This window comes from Bythopirellula polymerisocia, from assembly GCF_007860015.1.
GTDB lineage: Bacteria > Planctomycetota > Planctomycetia > Pirellulales > Lacipirellulaceae > Bythopirellula > Bythopirellula polymerisocia.
Genome location: NZ_SJPS01000009.1, coordinates 77,751 through 96,771, shown reverse-complemented (window position 1 = coordinate 96,771; position 19,021 = coordinate 77,751). Strand labels below are relative to the sequence as shown.

Genomic DNA, 19,021 nt, shown 5'->3' with positions numbered 1-19,021 from the left:
TAATCGCCGTGAGTCGGTAGAGTTGCTAGAGATCGAGAAATTCTCCAGGTGATTCTTCCTGAGAATCCAAGAATCCGTTCGACTCTTCGTAAGATGAAAAAGCTTCGTCATAGGTCCTTAACTTGAACTCGACTTTTTCCGCATCATTTGGCACAGCATTGCGAGCGAGTAAGCGGAGCGTTTGGTCGTTGATCGTTGCATCTGAAGGAGATTCGGTCTCTGGTCTAAGGTAATTGGGTTCGACGTTTGGCTGGTTATTCTTGGCCCACAGGACCATGCCTGCGTCTCTCGCCACGATCTGCTCTGCCACATCTGAGGCATCCGTCGCAAGAATTGGTTCAGAGACCGCACTTGCAAAAAGGCTTTCTGGCTGCTCAACCATTATTGGCGGCGGGAGCATGGCCCCAAAATTTCGTTGCCATACCAAGAAATCAGCCCCATCGACAAATCCATTTCCATTGCCATCTGCACCTGATCCAGGGGAAGTAGTAGTTCCGTAGGAGTCCGACCATTTGGTCAAATCATCCCCATCGACGACTCCATCCTGATCGTAGTCGCCGGTCAAAGCGGGTACCCCGACCAAGCCGAATACCGCCGTTTCAAGGTATGCCCCGGCGTTGCCTCGTCCGTCAGTTGGCGTAATGCGAATCTGATAGGTACCGGATACCAGGCCAGTAGTATCCCAAGTAGTTTCGTCAGACCACGTACTCACTCCTGCCCCAGTGTCATAGCCACTTTGCGATGCTGGGCTCGCATATTCGTAAACCTGACCTACAGGATTCCATGACGAACCACCGTCGTTGGCCCATTCGATTTGTACGTGGTTATCCTCTTGCACGGTCCATTGGTCCATCAAGCCAGTTTTCCAGTCGTCAATCATTGACCAGGCGATTGTGACAATGTTCTGGGGCGTGTCGACCATAGCTGAGGCGGTTTGCAACTCCGGTGCAGCCAAGTCGCCAAACGAGTGCAGCACCCTTACTTGAGCAATCGGAATGTTATTTCCAGTGATCCGAAAATCCGACCCGCCGTTCTGGCTGTTTCCAAAGAATGCGTCGTCCAAATAGAAGCGGGCGGTACGCCACTCGCCGCTGTTCTCAAGCGAAATCGGGCTGGCCACTTTATAGGCCACACTTGTCGAATCGTATTGAATGTTAAGGTTTCCAGAGCCAACGTCTTGATAGACCACTTCGACAATGGCGTTCAATCCCGCATGGACCTGGTTGGCAAAGTTGTCGTCAACTCGCATATACATGTACAGTGATAAAGGCGTCCCGGTGAGTTGCCTAACGCTGCGACCGCCGACGACTGTGGCCAAGGTCTGACCGTCGCCGGCGAACTCGAATTGTTGTAAGCCGTTTACGGTATTCGAGGAGCCGAGATCGACATCCACCGACAACATACTTTCCTTGATTACTCGAACGCGGCGAACGAACAGATTTCCGCCAATCTTCTCCAGAAGAAAATCAGCTCCTCCGTTTTGATTGTTGCCGAAGTAGGCGTCGGAAAGTTGGAAGCGGTGGGTTCGCCACTGACCACTACCAGTTAGTACGGCGGGTTCGGTTACCTTTTGGGAGTCGGTCGTGGAGTCGTATTGAGCATTGAACTGTCCTGGACCTGAATCGAGATACTCGACCTCAATAGTTACGTCGCGACCGTTGGTTTCTTGCAGCAAGAAGTTATCGTCTACCTGAAAGTACAAGCGATTGTCTAAGGAGTAGATCGCGTCGAAAGACTTTCCATCAACGGAGAAAGTAGTAGTTTGGATTTGGCCATCCGGATTATCGATGGCTGCAAGTCGATCGCTGCCGGAACCCTGCCAAACGGCCTCACCACCGACGTTCGAACGGTTTTCAAGTTCGGACTCGGTGGGAATAGTATCGTTAATCGAAACCTTGTCTTGGAGGGCCTGCTTCGCTGCTCCGGTCAGCGCCATCCACCAATCGTTGGGCATCGGGTCGCTCACCTGGTATGTCAACGGGTTTCCACCCGAATCTGTGTCCGGCACAGGTGGATCGTCGCTGGCAGGTATGATGTTGGTCCCTTCGTCATACTCATCGAACATGCCGATGAAGTACCAGGGGGCGTCGGTCTCATTGGCGGCGTCGCTGATCATCCGCCAATAAAAGTTTCCATCCTCGCGATCGCGTGAGGTAGCAGTACTACTGTTCTGCAGGTGAGTCCAAGAGAATCCAGGGAACACGTGAGGGATGTGTTGTGTTACACCGTTCAGTCTTGTTTCGTCGGAGGAGTAAGAGTTTCCACCCTTCCAATATCCTTGCCAGGGGATATAAGCATCGTGGAGGCCGGCGTTCGCGATTTGTGCCCCTGATTCAGAATGTCTGCCCGCTCCGACGACATACACTCCCCGCGAATGGAAGTAGTTAATCAGGTCGATCTGTTGCGCGGTGGAATAACTGTTGCCGCTGCTAACGTAGAGGCCAAAAATTGTCACGACTGGCATGCCATTCTCACGCTGATAGTGCGAGTCGTTGAGCATGTCGAGGCCATTTGTGTCGGTTAAGTATTCCCAGTCGTCTTTGACCTGTTGAATGACCACGTCACGTTGAGAGGTTGTGCCGCCGTTCTGAATGTCATACTCGATTGCCCATGTGCGTCCTTCGCGATGAGCTGCATCGCGAGCGTTTACCACTGGCCATTGTGGTTCGCCAATATAGGATCCGTCAGGTTGTTTATACATGAACGATCCACGAAACCGTTGCACCAAAACACCGTCGATGTCGTGCTCACGCATCCACTTAAAGTGGCGATTAACGACCGATGAATTGGCCGAGGAGAACAAGTAGGCTTGTTCTCCGCTGGCAGTAGCTACCCCCGGCACAGGAAAGAGTTCGCTCTGATCGTAGTCGTTCGCGTCGGGCCACTGCTCAATGGACCAGTCGCCTGGCTGCCCCCAATGGACATACCCTTCGTCGGCGGCATCATTGGGTGTGTTGAACCACCCTTGATAGCCGGCGAGGACCTTTCCGGTAAGCGTCGACGCATCCACCTCGCGGCTTGGTCCCGAGTAAGGTGCCTCCCAAGGGGGGGACCAAACCCAGTCCAGGCCGCTGTCCGGGAAGGGTTGGTCCGATAGTTCCACCGTAGAAATCGGAGCGCCGCTGGCGTTCACGCGAAAATCGTGACCATTGCCTCCGTTCGCGAACTGGACATTCTCCAGCAAGTGGTAAGAACTAACAAACTGCTGTGTGTCGATGCGGCTTGAACGAGTATGGAATTCTGTATCGTCAAAGTTGTCGGTAAGACTGTCGTACTCAACCTTGAGCTTACCCGACCCTTCGTCGAAATAGTTGACCCTCAGGTACATCGAGTCGCCCACTTGGAAACCGGGAAAAGCTGCTGGGCTCGTGTTGTAATAGAGGTAGGCGGGACCAACATGAACGTTGACACCATTTCGCTGCCCGGCGACCCATGTTCCGTCGCCACTATTGGAAGAGGGCGCATTGAAGGTCACGGTTGTGAGTAATAGCCGGTCTTCAAGCTTCTCGAAAGTTGTCCTGCGATCAGCTAAACTAGGCGGGCTCTTACATTTGGACCTCTCACGCGAGTTCTCGCCCATTCTCTCTCCAATCTAGATCTAGTAGTCGACAAGTAGCCAGCAGATCAGTATTATACCAAAATCGGTACTCCATGGAAGTTTTTGGCGAGTCTTTTATTGGAAAATTGCAAAAACAACTCCAACTAGATCTTACTGTCTAAAGCTTGCTAAATATACCAATACTGGTACACTCAAGATTGCTGGCCATTTGTTGATGTTAGAATAGCCGTAATAGATCAAGCGAATTCGCAAGTTGGCGGCAATTCCTTTTTTTACCTTATTTTCTTCTGACTGTGTTCAATGGGTCGACCGATAGCTCCCGGGGCTTCTCGCCCCGCAGGGCGTGCCATTCCTCCCATTTAGTCTTAAGTGATGGAACGTCTACCAAGGTGGTCTTTCATGGAAGTAGATAATTAGGCAATTCAAGATACTAATCAGGACATTAAATGGGTCTACGAAATAGGAAATTGGTCTTTGAAACTCTTGAGTCTCGCGAGCTGCTTGCGGCAAACCCTATCATCACCGAATTCATGGCGTCCAACAGCAATACGCTGGAAGATGGTGATGGCGCAACCCCCGATTGGATTGAGATTTATAACAAGGGAGATCAGGGCCTCGATCTCGCCGGGTATCGGCTAACCGACAATGCGACAGATACCAACAAATGGGTGTTTCCCAGCACCGTGCTTGGAGCGGGTGACTTTCTCACAGTTTTTGCTTCAGGAAACAACACACCTGATTCGGCGGGCAACCTTCATACGAATTTTTCTCTTTCGGCCGGTGGCGAGTACTTGGCACTCGTGAATCCAAGCGGAAGCATACTATCGGATTATGGCCCCAACGGGACAGACTACCCGGCACAGACATCGGATGTCTCTTACGGATTGGCAATGAATACCACTTTGACCAACGCGGCTACTCCCAACAGCAGCTCGCAGTATTTGATTCCCACGAATGGGTCTGTTGACGCAACATGGACCCAGCACAGTTTCGATGACATGAGCTGGCAAACGGGGACGGCGAGTATCGGTTACGAGAATTCCCCGGCAGATTACGCGGGCCTCATTCAAACGACTGTGCCGACGGGTACGACCTCTGTCTATGTGCGGATATCTTTTAATGTCCCTGACGCAGCCACCTTATTAGACAAGCTTCAAATGAAGTATGACGATGGCTTCATCGCATACATCAACGGCACACGAGTCGCTAGCGATAAGGCACCCGCTGTAGGGGCCTACAACTCCGTCGCGACAGGAGATCATCCTGATGGGTTGGCAGTGGATTATGTCGACTTCGATCTGAGCCAATATTCTTACACACTGAACGTTGGTGCCAACACGCTCGCTATCCACATGCTCAATACGAGCAGTAGCTCTGATATGCTTTCGGTCCCGAACTTGGTACTCACCTCTGGCGGAGTGATTGAGCCGCAGGTGATTGGCAGTTTGGCATCGCCAACTCCTAATTTGCCTAATACCAACTTGCGCGCTTCTGATGTCCAGTTTTCGCGAACTGGTGGCGTTTTTGTCGGTTCTTTTCAGCTTTCGATGACTGCGGGTGCCAATGAGTCGATTCGATACACAACAGACGGCACGAATCCGGATCTCAATTCGCCTCTATACGCTGGTCCTTTTACCGTCAATTCGACCCAGCAAATTCGCGCTCGCGCATACGGACCGGTGGGCCAGGTAGGCAATATCAAAACCGAAACCTACGTCAAAGCCTCCTCGTCGGTAGGGAGCGTCACCTCAGACCTTCCGATCATTGTGCTAGAAAACCTCAACGGGGGGATTCCCGACGAAAACTTTCAAGACTCGACATTTTCTTTGTACGACGTCGATTTAGTGACGGGGCTCAGCTCATTGTCCAATCCTGCCGATGTCACCTCACTCAGTGCCCAACATCGACGCGGTAAGAGTACGTTTGGCCAGCCCAAGTTAAATTTGCGAATCGAGTTACGCGACAACTTTGGTGAGGACAGAAGTGAATCGCTGCTAGGTATGCCCTCCGAATCGGACTGGATTCTCTATGCTCCCTGGACCATCGATCGAACCATGGTGCGACATGCTTTGATTTATGACCTAAGTCGTCAGACCGGCACTTGGGCTCCGCGCACACGTTATGTCGATGTCTATTCAAACTATGACGGCGGTGATCTCACAGATAATGATTACGTGGGCACTTACGTTTTGATGGAAGTGATCAAGCGAGATGATAATCGCGTCGATATCGCTGAACTGACTCCAACTCAAAATTCAGCGCCAGACATCACAGGTGGCTACATTCTTCAAATCGATGAAGCCGAACCGAATGATGCAAGCTGGGATTCCTCGCGTGGCTATCCTAAAGGCAATAGTCAATTCGTGCACGTTGAGCCTGAGCGAATCGACATGACTCAAGCCCAGGTGGACTACATTCGCGACTATGTAGAGGATTTTGAAGATGCTTTATTCGGCCCGAATTTCACCGACCCAGTACTCGGCTACCAAGCCTACCTTGACGTCGACGCCGCGATCGATTTCCACCTCTTCAATGTCTTCTCGGGCAATCCCGATGCGTTTCGTCTCAGCACCTATTTGACGAAAGATCGTGGCGGAAAACTGGCATTTGGCCCTCTTTGGGATTTTGATCGAGCGATGGGTCCCGATGAGGATAATCGAACAGCAGATCCTACCAAATGGATGTCTGACGAAGCCTATCTATGGGTTACGCAATACTGGAATAGGTTGTTTCAGGACGCCAACTTTGAGCAACGGTGGGTCGATCGCTGGCAAGAACTTCGTCAAACCGTATTCAGCAATGCCAATCTTGAGGCCACTCTCCAAAGCCATACTGATCAGCTTACCCAGGCCCAAGCCAGGAATGCCGCTAGATGGGGCAGCGGCATTGCCCCCAATGGCGGCCCATTGGCAGATCCGGGGCTGACCGGTTGGGAAGGTGAGATTAGCCATCTCGAAAATTGGTTGGTTCAGCGAGCGAACTGGATCGATACGCAGATGATTTCAGCGCCAACCTTTGGTCCTGAACCTGGTAACGTAGCTGTTAATACTCAGGTAACTCTCTCGGCACAACCGGGAGCAAACATCTACTACACCCTCGATGGCAGCGATCCGAGGGCCAGTGGCGGCGGAATCAAGGTTGGCGCTTTTCACTACACCGGTCCGATCACGGTGACCCAATCGACGGAGATTACTGCTCGAGCGAAAAAGTCGGGCGATTTCTTCAATGGTTGGAGCGGGGCCGTGACGGGACTCTTTTCTCTTGAAGTCCCCGCAGACGCATCAAATCTACGGATTACCGAACTCCAATATCACCCCGCCAATCCGACTTCTGCAGAACTCGCCATCGTTCCAGATGCCGAGGACAACGACTTCGAATTCATCGAGTTGCTAAACATCAGCAACGATGTGATCAGTCTCAATGGTGTTAAGTTTATCGGTGGCATCTCGTTCGAATTCAGCTCCGGAAACGTAACCTCACTTGCACCAGGCGAAAGTATTGTGGCGGTTGAAAACGAAGCGGCGTTCATCGCCCGCTACGGCAATGGAATATTGACTGCTGGTAAATACACGAATGATCTTTCCAACGGTGGAGATCATGTCGTTCTCACCGACGGCAACGATCAAATTATCCACGACTTCACCTATTCCGACGATGATCCTTGGCCGACGATCGCGGATGGTGGTGGCCCATCCCTGGAAGTGATTGATACCGCTGGAAACTACAACAGTTCGAGCAATTGGCGGGCGAGCGCTGGGAATGGAACGCCGGGAATGCAAACCGTGAGTCAACCGGCCGATTTTGATAATGACTCCGATGTAGACGGTGCCGACTTTCTTGCCTGGCAGCGTGGATTCGGAATTTCCTACGATGCTAACCACCTTAACGCCTGGCAATCCCATTATGGTGAGAGCGTTGAGACGCTGGTTTCCGCCCAGCTAAGATTTACTGAAAACATTGTACCAATTTCCCCAGCTCAGATGAGCAGTGAACCGTTGGTCGGTCCATCAGGCTTTTTCTTGTTAAGTTTAGCCTCGCCTTTCCGCTCCGGAGCAGACGAGGCAGAGCTTGAACATGTTGCCGCCGTCGATCTCGCATTTGAGCAGTTGCAGCGGATCGCCACATTCAATTCCTCGCGAGATTCTGGGATGGACGAAAAATACCTTTCGGCTGACTCCTCACGTTCCGATGGCATTGAGACCATCGACGACCGGCGCGATGACGACGAATTCTGGGGCGCAGTATTCGACGAAGTTTTCACGGTCCAGTTCGATTCCTAAAGAGCGGAGTCGTAGTCCCAACTCGCAGAGACATTGTCCCCATTGTGTATATCCCTACTTCTCAACACGCTCTGAATGCCATGGAACCGATAAGCCTCGCTGACATGGACTCCCATGCGTTAATGAATCGTGTCGATACCAAGTATGTTCTGGGCATTGCCCATCTGCCAGAGCTATTGGAGAGCGTCGGGTATTCCTACCGTGTGCTGTGCGTCGAATCCGTTCGACTTTCTCCCTACAGTACGCTGTACTTTGACACGCCCGATCATGAGTGTTATCGGCAACATCACAATGGAAAGCTAAACCGACTCAAATTCAGGATTCGCCAATATCAATCGTCGGGGGCATGTTTCCTGGAGGTGAAGGCGAAGAATAACAAAGGTCGGACCAAGAAACAGCGGATTGCAATTGACAGATTTGAAGAATCACTTTCTGCCTCGTCGCGCGGCTTTATTGAAGCAGTTACCGGATATTTTCCCGAGCTGATTCCCCAACTATGGAGCTCCTTCTCCCGAATCACACTGGTCAATCGCAATCAACCTGAACGTGTTACCCTCGATCTTGATCTCGCATTCAGTGATGGCGATACACGACGCAGCTTACCTAATATCATCATTGCAGAAGTCAAACAGGAGTTGGACGAGCGCCGCTCGCCGATGCGACAGCATCTGCACCGACTTCATATCCTGCAGATGCGAGTAAGTAAATACTGTCTGGGCATGATACTTCTCAAGCCCCATCTAAAATGTAATCTCTTTAAAGCAAAACTCCACGCAATTCGGAAAATTGCCTGAAAATACCTATGAATACAGTCCTCGCATTGCTACCTGAAAGTGAAATGAGTAGAGAACTTCTCGAGGTTCCAGTATTCGACGACGACATCTTCAAATTGCTCTTCCGATACTTGGTCAATATCATCGTAGTGACCGTGATCGTACGGTTCATCTATTACAAACATTCGAGTAGCAAAGACTGTCTTTTCACTTTTTTCATGATTAACACGATGGTCTTCTTCATTTGCTTCACGCTGAAGAAGTTCGATCTGGGCTTGGGAATGGCTTTGGGCCTTTTTGCGATTTTTGGGATCCTGAGATACCGTACCAGTACGATTCCCATCAAAGAGATGACCTATCTGTTTATGGTCATCGGGGTGGGTGTGATCAACTCACTTGCCAACAAGAAAATGAGCTATATGGAATTGGCGTTTACTAACCTCACCGTCATGGGCTTGGCTGCTGTGTTGGAAAACATATCCTTATTCAAAAGCGAAATGCGAGAAACGATTGTTTATGAGAAGGTGGATCTCATCCGACCTGAGAACCACGCTGAGCTAGTGGCCGATCTTGAGAAGAGAACCGGTTTGAAACTAAGCCGCCTCGAATTGGGGGAAATCAACTTCTTGCGCGACACGGTTTCTATCGACCTGTACTATTATCCGCACGAACAAGCCCGACCACGGGAAGACTGCATCGAAGTCACCATGAGAACCCCGAGAGAATAGCCCGAAACACAGGGTGCCGGATGGCAATGCATATGGCTGTTCTTGCTGAGGTCTACACATGGTTCAAACCTAACGTAGTTCCAAATCGCTGATATTACAGTCGCATCTCTGAAAATTGTCTTTTTCCTTGAGAATCCCCTTGAAAAACATTGACAAGCAGACCAATATTGGTATAGTTGGAATTGTTCGCTGCTTTTCACTACCTAGTTCGATGTACTTTTCGACGAAATCCTCGGCCACTTGGGCTGAGTGTTAGCTAGGAACGAAGACTGCTCGTGATGATTTATTCGGCACAGGAATCGGCGATTAAAAAATATTGGGGCTCTAATTTTAACTGGGTGCTTAAGAGTGTTTAACTTAAGAATTGTTTAGCGTGTGAGGGATTTTGTAGTTGACGTAGCACCATTCGTTTGGTGGCACACGAACTACCTTTTTTTATTTTTTGCGAGGGAGGTGAGCTCATGAAAAGAGCAAGCTTAATGAGTTTAGTGGCCGTCCTGTTGATGGCTGGCCAATTGACCGCCGCAGACATTCGTTACCAGACGAGTGGCGACTGGTTTGCTACTGTGGCTGTAGATGGATTCGGCTGGCAGGCCCCCGGTCTGCCTGGCGTTAACGATAACGCCCGATTTAATTGGGGAGGCAACACGGTTACGCTAGCCGGCGCTGCTCCAGATGTTAGGAGCCTTCAAATAGGCGTGGATGAGAGCGGTACACTGGAGGTCAATAACGGTGGAGTAATTTCCACAACCACCAGCACAGGAAATGGAGATGTGCTTGCTGGAAACAACAATGCCAACGCTACTGGCACGCTGACCGTTAACACTGGTGGAATAGTAAACGTCGGAAGAATTCTGTGGGCGGCAAACAATAACTCTACCGGTTTTATCAATATCAACAGTGGTGGAGTTGTGAACGTTGCGAGCCATCTGTGGTGGGGAGTCACTGGAACTGCTACCGTAAATATCAGTGGAACTCTCCAGCAAAACGGTGGTATTCTGGGACTTGGCACGAGTAACGCTTCTACTGCCTCTGGCGGTTCTGCCACGGTAAGTATTCTGGACGGCGGGCTTATGGCGCTGAACAATATTTCCGGAAATCCGGGTTTGCCTTCAATTCAGGCTGGGTCGAGCATTGATATTAGCGGCTCCGGTCAATTGACCCTTCCTGGTGATTTTGTTGGTCTGCTGACTGATTATGCAAACGCAAACAAGATTGGTGGTAATGGCGTTCCCGGAATGTCCAATCTGACGATTGACCTGACCAAGAATCCTGGCTTCACTACGGCCTATGTAGCCATCCCTGAGCCTGCAGCCTTGCTTCTGCTGGGTCTAAGTCTAGGCGGAATTTTGATCAGCAAGCGCCGCTAACCAGAATGGTTACTTGGACGTGGCCCAGCCACGGTCCGTAAATCGGGGTTGAACTAAGCTGCGGCGCGGCTTAGTTCAACCTTTTTTGCTTTCTCAGTTGCATCGGAGAGCAATTTCTCGTAACTCAGAACGATTATTTCATTGGCTCATCAAGTGCATCTCACAACTAGCAGTCTTCGGATGAAGCTCCAGGAAAAGTTTCAGGGTACTGGCTGCATCAAATTTGTCATAACGGAATACACAGTATGAAGCGTCGCGACTTCCTCTATCGTACGTCCGCGCTCCTAGCAGCGACTGTCATGCCTAGCCGATTGCTGGCCGCCAACTCCGATAAGGCTTCGAGGGTGCCGCTTGGGCTGGACGGTTACTCACTGCGTGGGATGAAGTGGAAGGCGACTCCGCTGATCAAGTTCGCCGCTGAGCAAAACCTTGATGCTGTGCTACTAAATGGCCTGAACTACTTCGAAAGCCTCGAAGACTCACACTTGCGGAGCTTGAAGGCGTTAGCAAACCAGACGAACATGAGCATTTATATTGGTGCTGGGGGAATTTGCGAGGAGTCGGCCTCCTTCTCAAATGAACATGGCGACGCCGCGGCGCTGCTCGCGAAAGGCATCGATGTCGCTAAAACCGTCGGTTCGCCCGTCGTCAATGTCCGCATCGGGAGCATCAATGATCGCTACACCGGAGGTGGTATCGAATCTCGTATTGCCGAATCCATCAAGGTACTCAAAGCACTCAAGAGTCGCGCTATGGACGCGGGCGTTAAATTTGGCTTCGAAAACCACGCGGGCGACCTGCGGTCAGAAGAAGTACTGGCTCTGATTCAGGAAGTTGGCAGCGATGTATGCGGCTCGATGTTGGACCCTGGCAACGCGCTGTGGTCCATGGAAGATCCGATGCAGCACGTTCAGACGCTGGGCCCCTACGCGGTCTGCAGCAGCATTCGTGACTATATGGTGTGGCAGTCCGCAGAGGGCGCTACGTTTCAATGGACCGCCATCGGCGAGGGTTTGATGGACGCTCCAGCGTATGTCAATCACCTGGCAACCCTGTGCCCTGGGGTGCCGCTTTTCGTTGAAACCATTTCTAATAGTCAACGTCCGATTCCGTACTTGGAGGACGAATTCTGGGAAGGCTTCCCCAATCTCAAAGCGAGAGGAATCGTCGGGTTTTTGAGGCTGTGTCGTCAGGGACACGCAATGGACGTTGTTAAACCTGAATCTGGCGTTGACCAAGACGAATTCGATCAACAACATCAACGAGCGCAATTTTTGAAGAGTGTAGCGTACTTGCGAAAGCACTGCGGTGCGGGATTGACGCAACGATGACTGGCGCTACCTAATTACAAACTTCGGCATAAGGATCGCATGTGTTTTCCTCCATCACCCGTCGTGATGCCCTCAAGAAACCTTCCTAGACTCTCCCGAGACAAACGCAATCCTAACACGGGATTATCGAGCCGAGTCTCTCTCGCCGACTGCCGATCGCGTCTAGAAATCTGTCCCAACAACCTTGAAATCATTCTGCTCCGACAGTAGCAGTGAGTCTGGCAATACTTATGGAGCGGCTCGCTTCTTGGGGGCCCAATCAAAGTCTTCTCCCTTGATCACGAGCTTGATTTCACCTCTGTTCGGACCGGGTGATGCAAATGCCTGCGGAGCGGCCGCTTCCAGCTCTCTCTTGATGTCCTTGTATTCTGGATGCAACGCCAAGTTGTCCCATTCGTTCGGGTCCTGCTTTACGTGATAGAGCTCTTCGGTATCATCCGCATAGTGGATGTAGCGCCAATCTTGATTCATCATGGCATATTCTCCCGGTTTCATCCCCGGCAGCAGAATGTCGCGGTCCTTCGCCAACGCCGGATCCTTCAACACCGGCGCCAGTGAGACGCCGTCGCGAGACATCCCATCCGGCACGGCACACAACTGGATCAGTGTAGGAAACATATCCATCAGACTGACTGTCGCATTCACCTCGACCCCTCGAGTAATGCCAGGACCCGACCAGATGAACGGCACATTTGAAGTGCGCTCCCAGAGTGTGTGCTTTCCCCAGTCAAATTTCTCGCCGTGGTGATAGCCGTGGTCGCTCCATAGCACTACGATCGTGTTGTCAGCATTTGGCCCCGACTCGATCGCATCGAGCAACCGCCCCAGCATTGCATCGGCATAGGAGATGCATGCAAGATAACCAAGTATTGCATCATCAACCGCGCCCAGCCTTTCCAAGCGTTTGTGATGCGCGGCGCGTGCCTCTTTCGCCTTGCGTATCTTTGGCGGTAAGTCCTCCAGATCGTCGGCCCGACAAGGAGGCAATTCGATTTTGTCGGGATCATAGAGATCAAAATACTTTTCTGGCGCATAGTTGGGGAAATGGGGAGCGTAGAGTCCGACCGCCACGAAGACCGGCCTGTTATGTTTCTTCCTCAATAGATCACAAGCCCACTCGGTGCGGATGGTATCGGCCATCTTCTCCTCGTTCTCATTGAGTACTCTGCCCCACTCCAAGAAGAATTCATTTGCTGGCTTTCGGTCGTGATTGAAAATGCTGTTAGGGTAGGGAATTGGTAATGCGGGGTCATCCACAGTCCAGCTATCGAGGGGCCAGCCTCTCTTCTTCTGCTCCTCCTTGCGCAGAAAGAACTCATCCCAACCTCGCCGATCGACAAATCCAGCCGGATGGTGAAACAGCTTTCCTGCACCAAAAGTGGCGTAGCCGCCTTCTTGCAGGACCTTCTGGAGCGGGATGATCTCCGGATGATCGTGGAAGTAGACTTGAGTTGTGTAGCACCCTGTAGTGCTGGCATGTCGTCCCGTGAAAATGGCAGACCGCGATGGCGCGCAGAAGACCCCAGCCGTGTGGGCATTAACGAAGTTGACGCCCGATCTCGCCAGACGATCCATGTTCGGCGTAATAGCTTGTTCGTGGCCTAACGCCCCGACCCAGTCGTTCATATCGTCCACCGCGAAAAAAAGTACGTTCGGTTTCGAATGTTCGGCAGATGCCGACACGGAAACAGCAAACAAAATTTGGGTACCAATCAGAGTTTGGAGAAGCTTCTGCATGTGTGCCTTGACTTTCGATAAGTGCGCAGTTCTGAAAGAGTAATCAGAGTGGGAGTTACGGAACAGCTTTCGTTCTAGGTATTTCACCGCGGAGCATTTCCCCTGCCTTGCCGACGAGTCGCAGATAAAAATCACTTGGCAAACCTTCATAGGTAAGGAATTTCCCACCGTTGCCTGTTGGTGGCTGGTTAGTGCATTTAAAGATCGCTGTTCCTTCGTCAACTTCGTCGAACATAGCGACATACAGCATCTCACAACCCGCTTGCTTGGCACCAATGGCCTGCGACCATAGGAATTTACCCTTTTGCCTTGGAATAGAATCGAGATCGCCGCCATGGAGGTTGTGCCAACTAAAGCCAGGAAAGACGACCGGCATGTAAGACAACTCGTGCTGGTCGCACCACCGTTGGTCAGGGCGCCAGTACTTTTGCATGTGCTTGGCGACTTCTGCTTCGTTCCGGTACCTACCCACCGTCCAGGGACTAAGCACGTCAGCCAATTCGAGAACCTCAAGCAGTTGCGGATCCGGAATCGCGTCTCGTTCCAGTTTCCGCCAGCCTGTGGGAACGCCCAGGATCACCGTGCAGCCGTCTTCCTTAAAGCACTCAATCAGTTCTCTACATTCGGCAAGAGAGTAATCGCGTGACTTAGTTTTGCTGCCAAAACCTACGCCCCAAATGGCCACGACTGGCATCCCATCGTGCTGTTGGTAAGCCGGGTCCTCGGCCAGCCGCGTATCGCTGCGCAACCTCCGCCAATCGTCACGAACGTTTTTCAACTCACCTGCTTTCAATCCGGAGAGATCGTACATTATCGCAAACGAGCGACCTGCTTGTCCGGCTCCTTGGCGGACATGGCCAAGCACGGTGTCGTAGTTATGTAGCACCACCTTGTCTTTCAATCCATTAGCGAATCGCTGAAGAAAGACGCCATCAATTCCATAGTCCTGCATCCACCGAAAATGCCTCAGTACGGTTTTCCGATTGTTGCTGCTGAAAACCTTGGCTATGCTGCCGTCGGTGTTCGTAAAACCGGTGTCGTACAGTTCGTCCGGATCAAACTCGGACAAGTCGGGCCACAGATCGACGGTCACGTTCCCGGGTGCAAAGAGTTGTTTACGATTTCGCGCCCAGTGCTTCCAACCAAGTTGAGCACCATCCCCTTCGCAATTGAACCACCCCTGATAGCCGCACATGACTTTGCCCGTCAGCGTGCTTCGGTCGGCTTCTTGACTCGCGACACTGCTGTGTTCGTCATCGACAATCGTTTTCATTTCAGCGGTTAACCGCGCAACGATGTCTGGATGCTGCAAATACAGATTTGTTGTCTCACCAGGATCATCGGCCAGATTGTAGAGTTGGCCTGACGGACCACCTGCCACAGCTTCGATAAGTTTTGGTTTTGAGAATCCCCCCGAACCAAGTTGCGTGATCAACTTCCAATCCCCGCTGCGAATCGTCATCATCGAAGGCTGGCTACCGGCTCGCATTACGAACTGATTGCGAACGGAAGTATCGTCTGCAGATTGACCGGTCAGTGCAGTCAGGAAATCGAAACTGTCGGGACCGGCACCCTCTGGTAGTTGGACCCCCATCACGGAGGCAAAGGTTGCCAGAAAATCGGTGAAGCAAACAAGCTGATCGCTGATAGTGTCGCTCTTGACTCGCCCTGGCCAGCGGACAATCAGTGGCATGCGATGTCCCCCCTCCCAAGCATCCGATTTCATTCCACGAAATTGCCCTGTCGCATCGTGCCCCAATCGCTCGGTATCCACGTCGTACCAACAGGGACCATTGTCGGAGGTGAAAACCAGCAGCGTGTCGTCAGTGATGTCGGCTTCGTCAAGCGCTGTGAGGACTCTGCCAATCTGGGCATCGACCATCATCACAAAATCACCGTAAGCCCCAGCGGTACTCTTTCCGACATACTCTTCGGAGGAAAGCCAGGGAGTATGAGGAGCCGGATACGCAAGGTAGAGCATTAGGGGCTTGTTCCCATCGTTTGACGCGTGCTCTTGAATCACCTGGATCGCTTCGTCAGTGAACCGAGGTAGTACCTCATCCAATTGAAGGTCGGGCGCAATACCACCTGCTCGCCAAAACTCACCCTGATTCGAATTCCAACCCGGACTGTGGTGGGCTGCGATCTTGTCGGTCGGCGGCGAGACTGCTCGGTTGCCTCGAATGTAGAAATACGGCGGAATGTCCGTTGAGGCACGAATACCGAAGAATGAGTCAAATCCGCAATCCGTAGGTCCGCCGGGTAAAGGTTCGTCGTAACCGTTCTCTTGGAAGCCAAGATGCCACTTTCCGACCATAGCCGTGTCGTAGCCTTCACGTTTTGCCAAGGAAGCGACCGTCAACTGACCGGGCTCAATCAATGGCTGCTCGGGCCAGGGCGACACATCCGTCCGAAACGGGTATCTCCCCGTCATCAATCCGTATCTCGACATGTGACAGAGCGGTCCAGGTGCATGCGCATCGGTAAACCGCATACCAGCACGAGCAATCGAATCAATGTGCGGCGTCAGAATCTTCGACTCGGGGTTGAAGCAACCGGGATCACCGTAGCCCATATCGTCGACCAGGATCACTACGATATTCGGATTATCTGCAGAACAACGGACGCTGCAGAGAAGTATCAAGCTTGTGCACAAGAGTCTCGAGAAAATTTGCGACATGAGGTTCTATCCCATTTTTTTCCTGGAAGTATCCGTTCTTGGCTATGACCGAATTCTCGCCATTCGTCAGCCCGCTCGCAGGTCTTGCCAGAAGGTGACGTGTATAATCAAACCATCGGAAAGGACACGCTTTCTCTCCCGAATCTGGGCGACAGCCCGACGAATGCCTGTGCCAAGTTGGCGCTGTAGGGGAAATTCAAGCCAAATCTTGACAGATAGACCAATATTGGTATAGTCAGGGTATCGGCTGTCTACTTACTTATCAAGCGGTTTCTGTGACCAGAGAAAATTCGAGAAATGATGATTTTATGATTCGCTTCTTACAGGGGACGTTGGCCCTCACGTTGTTAGTCGGACTAGTTGGGGTTTGTAAGGCGGATCCCACGGTCGGAGTCTATTACTACCCTTGGTGGGGGGCCGGTCAAGGTGGACATACTTTTGACCAGACACTGCGTGCCCATACAACGCCCAACACCCAGCTGCCCGCAGTTGGGCCTCAGTATAGTAGCCGAGACGCGAACGTAATTTCAGCGCACATCGACCAAAGCCACCTGGGCAACATCTCAATGTGGTCGATGAGTTGGTGGGGGCCGAATTCGTACGAGAATCAAACCATCCGCAACAATATCCTTCCCCATCCCCGCGCTTCGGAACTCAGCTACACGATTCACTACGAGACGGGTGGACGACTTGGGGATCATAACAATCCGAACTATTCCAATTTGACTCCCGATTTTCAGTATCTCGCAACAAATATCTTCAGTGATCCTAATTATATGCGAATCGATGGTCGTCCAGTTGTCGTCATGTATCTAAGCCGTGTGTTCTTCGATGACGCCGCAGGTGCTGCCGCGCTAAGCAATATGCGCACTACGATGCAGAATCAGTACGGCTACGATCCGTATATCATTGGCGATCATCTCTTTAATTCAGTAGCGGCGGGTGCTTCGAATATGGACGCGATCACCTCTTTCGACGTTTACGGACAAGTTTTCGGAAATGGAGTGGTGAATCAAACAAAAATTGACCAATTAGCAAATATTTATTCCAACGCCCAGAATGTTGCGAACAATGCCGGAGTCGACTTCGTTCCTGGCTTGGCACCAGGTTACAACGACAAGGCCGTTCGCCCAGGGCATCTCCCTGCTGCTCGGTATTTTCCGGGTGAACCCTTTGGCACTGCTATGGAAGCCATGCTCCAAGATGCAGTATTGCCGCATACGGACGTGGATATCAACGACTTGATCCTAGTGAATTCGTTCAATGAATGGCACGAGGACACGCAGATTGAAGCTAGCGTGATTGGCCCGTCTACAAATACTGACGATTCGCCGGGGGGAATGGACCTTACAGTCGGCAGATATTACGAGGGTTATGGCAATCTTTACCTCGACATTCTTCGTAACGCGACACAAACCACGCAGCCGATAACCCCGGCTGAAATTAGGTGGGGCCGTGGCACCGCTAATGGCATGTTTGTCGGCAACTATACGGACTTGGCTAACTGGAATGCTGACAACGTTGCTCCAGACCCACCTCGCGTCCCTGGTCCTGGTGACAGGGCACGAGTTGATCGTTCCGGCACGGATATGACAATCAACTCGACGATTGTCGCCAACGATTTTTTATTTGGAGTCGACGAGGCAGGTCAGACATTTACTTTTGAGGCTGGTGCGGATGTAACTCTCGCATCGAACCTATTCGTGTCATTCAATAGTGGCGATATCATTTTCGAAGTCCAGACTGGCTCCTCAATTTCGATCGGAGGTAATTTTTTACTCGGTCAACATGACGGCAAACAAAGCGGCCAACAATTCATGAATGATGAAGATATCACAGTGACTATTGCTGGCATGGTCGACAACATGGGGGATGTTATTCTGGGTGATCGGTACGGGCTCGTTCCTGCCACAACTTCAATGGATGTGGATGTCTTGCTGGATATCACAACGGGTACCCTCCGGACGTCCGATATAAAATTTGCTCCCAATGGTGATCTAGCCACCTATCTCGCCCCAGCGAACAATAACACGATGGGCGTTCAGATCGGAGACGAAGGCTTGATTGTTATCGTCGGCTCGGACTCCACCGCAAAAATGAACAACTTGATCGCAAACGGACTGCTCTACACCAACAGTGCAACTGGCTCGATCCAAGTAAGTTTTGACGGTTCAGATACATTAGTTCAGGTCGTGCTCGGTGGAGATTTCGATGGAGATGGCGATGTCGATGGGGCTGATTTCCTGGTATGGCAACGAAACCCTAGTGTGGGGAGTTTAGCTGACTGGCAAAACAACTATGGCTTCACTGGAGCCCAATCTGCACTGAAAAGCATTCCCGAGCCCACGACCTTGGTTCTAATGCTTGCGAGTGCTCTCTTCCTGAGTGGATCTGACCTTCGTCGGAGCAAGTGATCCCTCTATGTGTCGAGAAATGTGGGGTTTCACCGTGATATAATGCGAATTTATAGGGGCGTGCGTGGGTAGGAGGACTTTGCCGTCTACCGGCTTTTGGTATTGAGTGGACTCAAATCAGAAAATTTGGGGATTTCTATGGGGAAATG

General features: G+C 51.5%; 9 protein-coding genes. 6 read left to right on the top strand and 3 right to left on the bottom strand.

Annotated features, from left to right (window positions below):
• Nucleotides 1-25: 25 nt before the first annotated feature.
• Nucleotides 26-3,580, bottom strand: coding sequence for a hypothetical protein (locus Pla144_RS21590; RefSeq protein WP_146452777.1), 3,555 nt, complete (start codon nt 3,578-3,580; stop codon nt 26-28).
• 446 nt (nt 3,581-4,026) lie between these two features.
• Between Pla144_RS21590 and Pla144_RS21585 the strand changes: the two genes are divergently transcribed.
• The 5 genes from Pla144_RS21585 (at nt 4,027) to Pla144_RS21565 (ending at nt 12,041) form a co-directional block, all read left to right on the top strand.
• Nucleotides 4,027-7,839 carry a CotH kinase family protein gene (locus Pla144_RS21585; RefSeq protein ID WP_197530911.1) on the top strand — a complete coding sequence of 1,271 codons (3,813 nt, stop codon included), beginning with the start codon at nt 4,027-4,029 and terminating at the stop codon, nt 7,837-7,839.
• 80 nt (nt 7,840-7,919) lie between these two features.
• Nucleotides 7,920-8,633, top strand: a complete 714-nt coding sequence (locus tag Pla144_RS21580) for a polyphosphate polymerase domain-containing protein (RefSeq protein ID WP_146452775.1) — start codon at nt 7,920-7,922, stop codon at nt 8,631-8,633.
• An 8-nt stretch (nt 8,634-8,641) separates the two neighbouring features.
• A complete protein-coding gene (locus tag Pla144_RS21575; RefSeq protein ID WP_197530910.1) occupies nt 8,642-9,340 on the top strand; it encodes a DUF4956 domain-containing protein in 699 nt (232 codons plus the stop codon).
• 461 nt (nt 9,341-9,801) lie between these two features.
• Nucleotides 9,802-10,710 carry a PEP-CTERM sorting domain-containing protein gene (locus Pla144_RS21570; RefSeq protein WP_146452774.1) on the top strand — a complete coding sequence of 303 codons (909 nt, stop codon included), beginning with the start codon at nt 9,802-9,804 and terminating at the stop codon, nt 10,708-10,710.
• A gap of 245 nt (nt 10,711-10,955) precedes the next feature.
• Nucleotides 10,956-12,041 carry a sugar phosphate isomerase/epimerase family protein gene (locus Pla144_RS21565; protein WP_146452773.1) on the top strand — a complete coding sequence of 362 codons (1,086 nt, stop codon included), beginning with the start codon at nt 10,956-10,958 and terminating at the stop codon, nt 12,039-12,041.
• 228 nt (nt 12,042-12,269) lie between these two features.
• Here Pla144_RS21565 and Pla144_RS21560 read toward each other — a convergent pair whose 3' ends face one another.
• Nucleotides 12,270-13,778: a sulfatase gene (locus Pla144_RS21560; RefSeq protein WP_146452772.1), complete on the bottom strand. Its 1,509-nt coding sequence runs from the start codon at nt 13,776-13,778 to the stop codon at nt 12,270-12,272.
• A gap of 55 nt (nt 13,779-13,833) precedes the next feature.
• On the bottom strand, nt 13,834-16,458 hold the full coding sequence (locus tag Pla144_RS25205; protein WP_231936486.1) for a sulfatase-like hydrolase/transferase: 2,625 nt from the start codon (nt 16,456-16,458) through the stop codon (nt 13,834-13,836).
• A gap of 308 nt (nt 16,459-16,766) precedes the next feature.
• On the opposite strand from Pla144_RS25205, the gene Pla144_RS21550 reads away from it, so the two are divergent.
• The gene (locus Pla144_RS21550; RefSeq protein ID WP_146452771.1) at nt 16,767-18,872 is read left to right on the top strand and encodes a DUF5010 domain-containing protein; all 2,106 of its coding nucleotides are present in this window, start codon (nt 16,767-16,769) and stop codon (nt 18,870-18,872) included.
• The last annotated feature ends 149 nt before the right edge of the window (nt 18,873-19,021 follow it).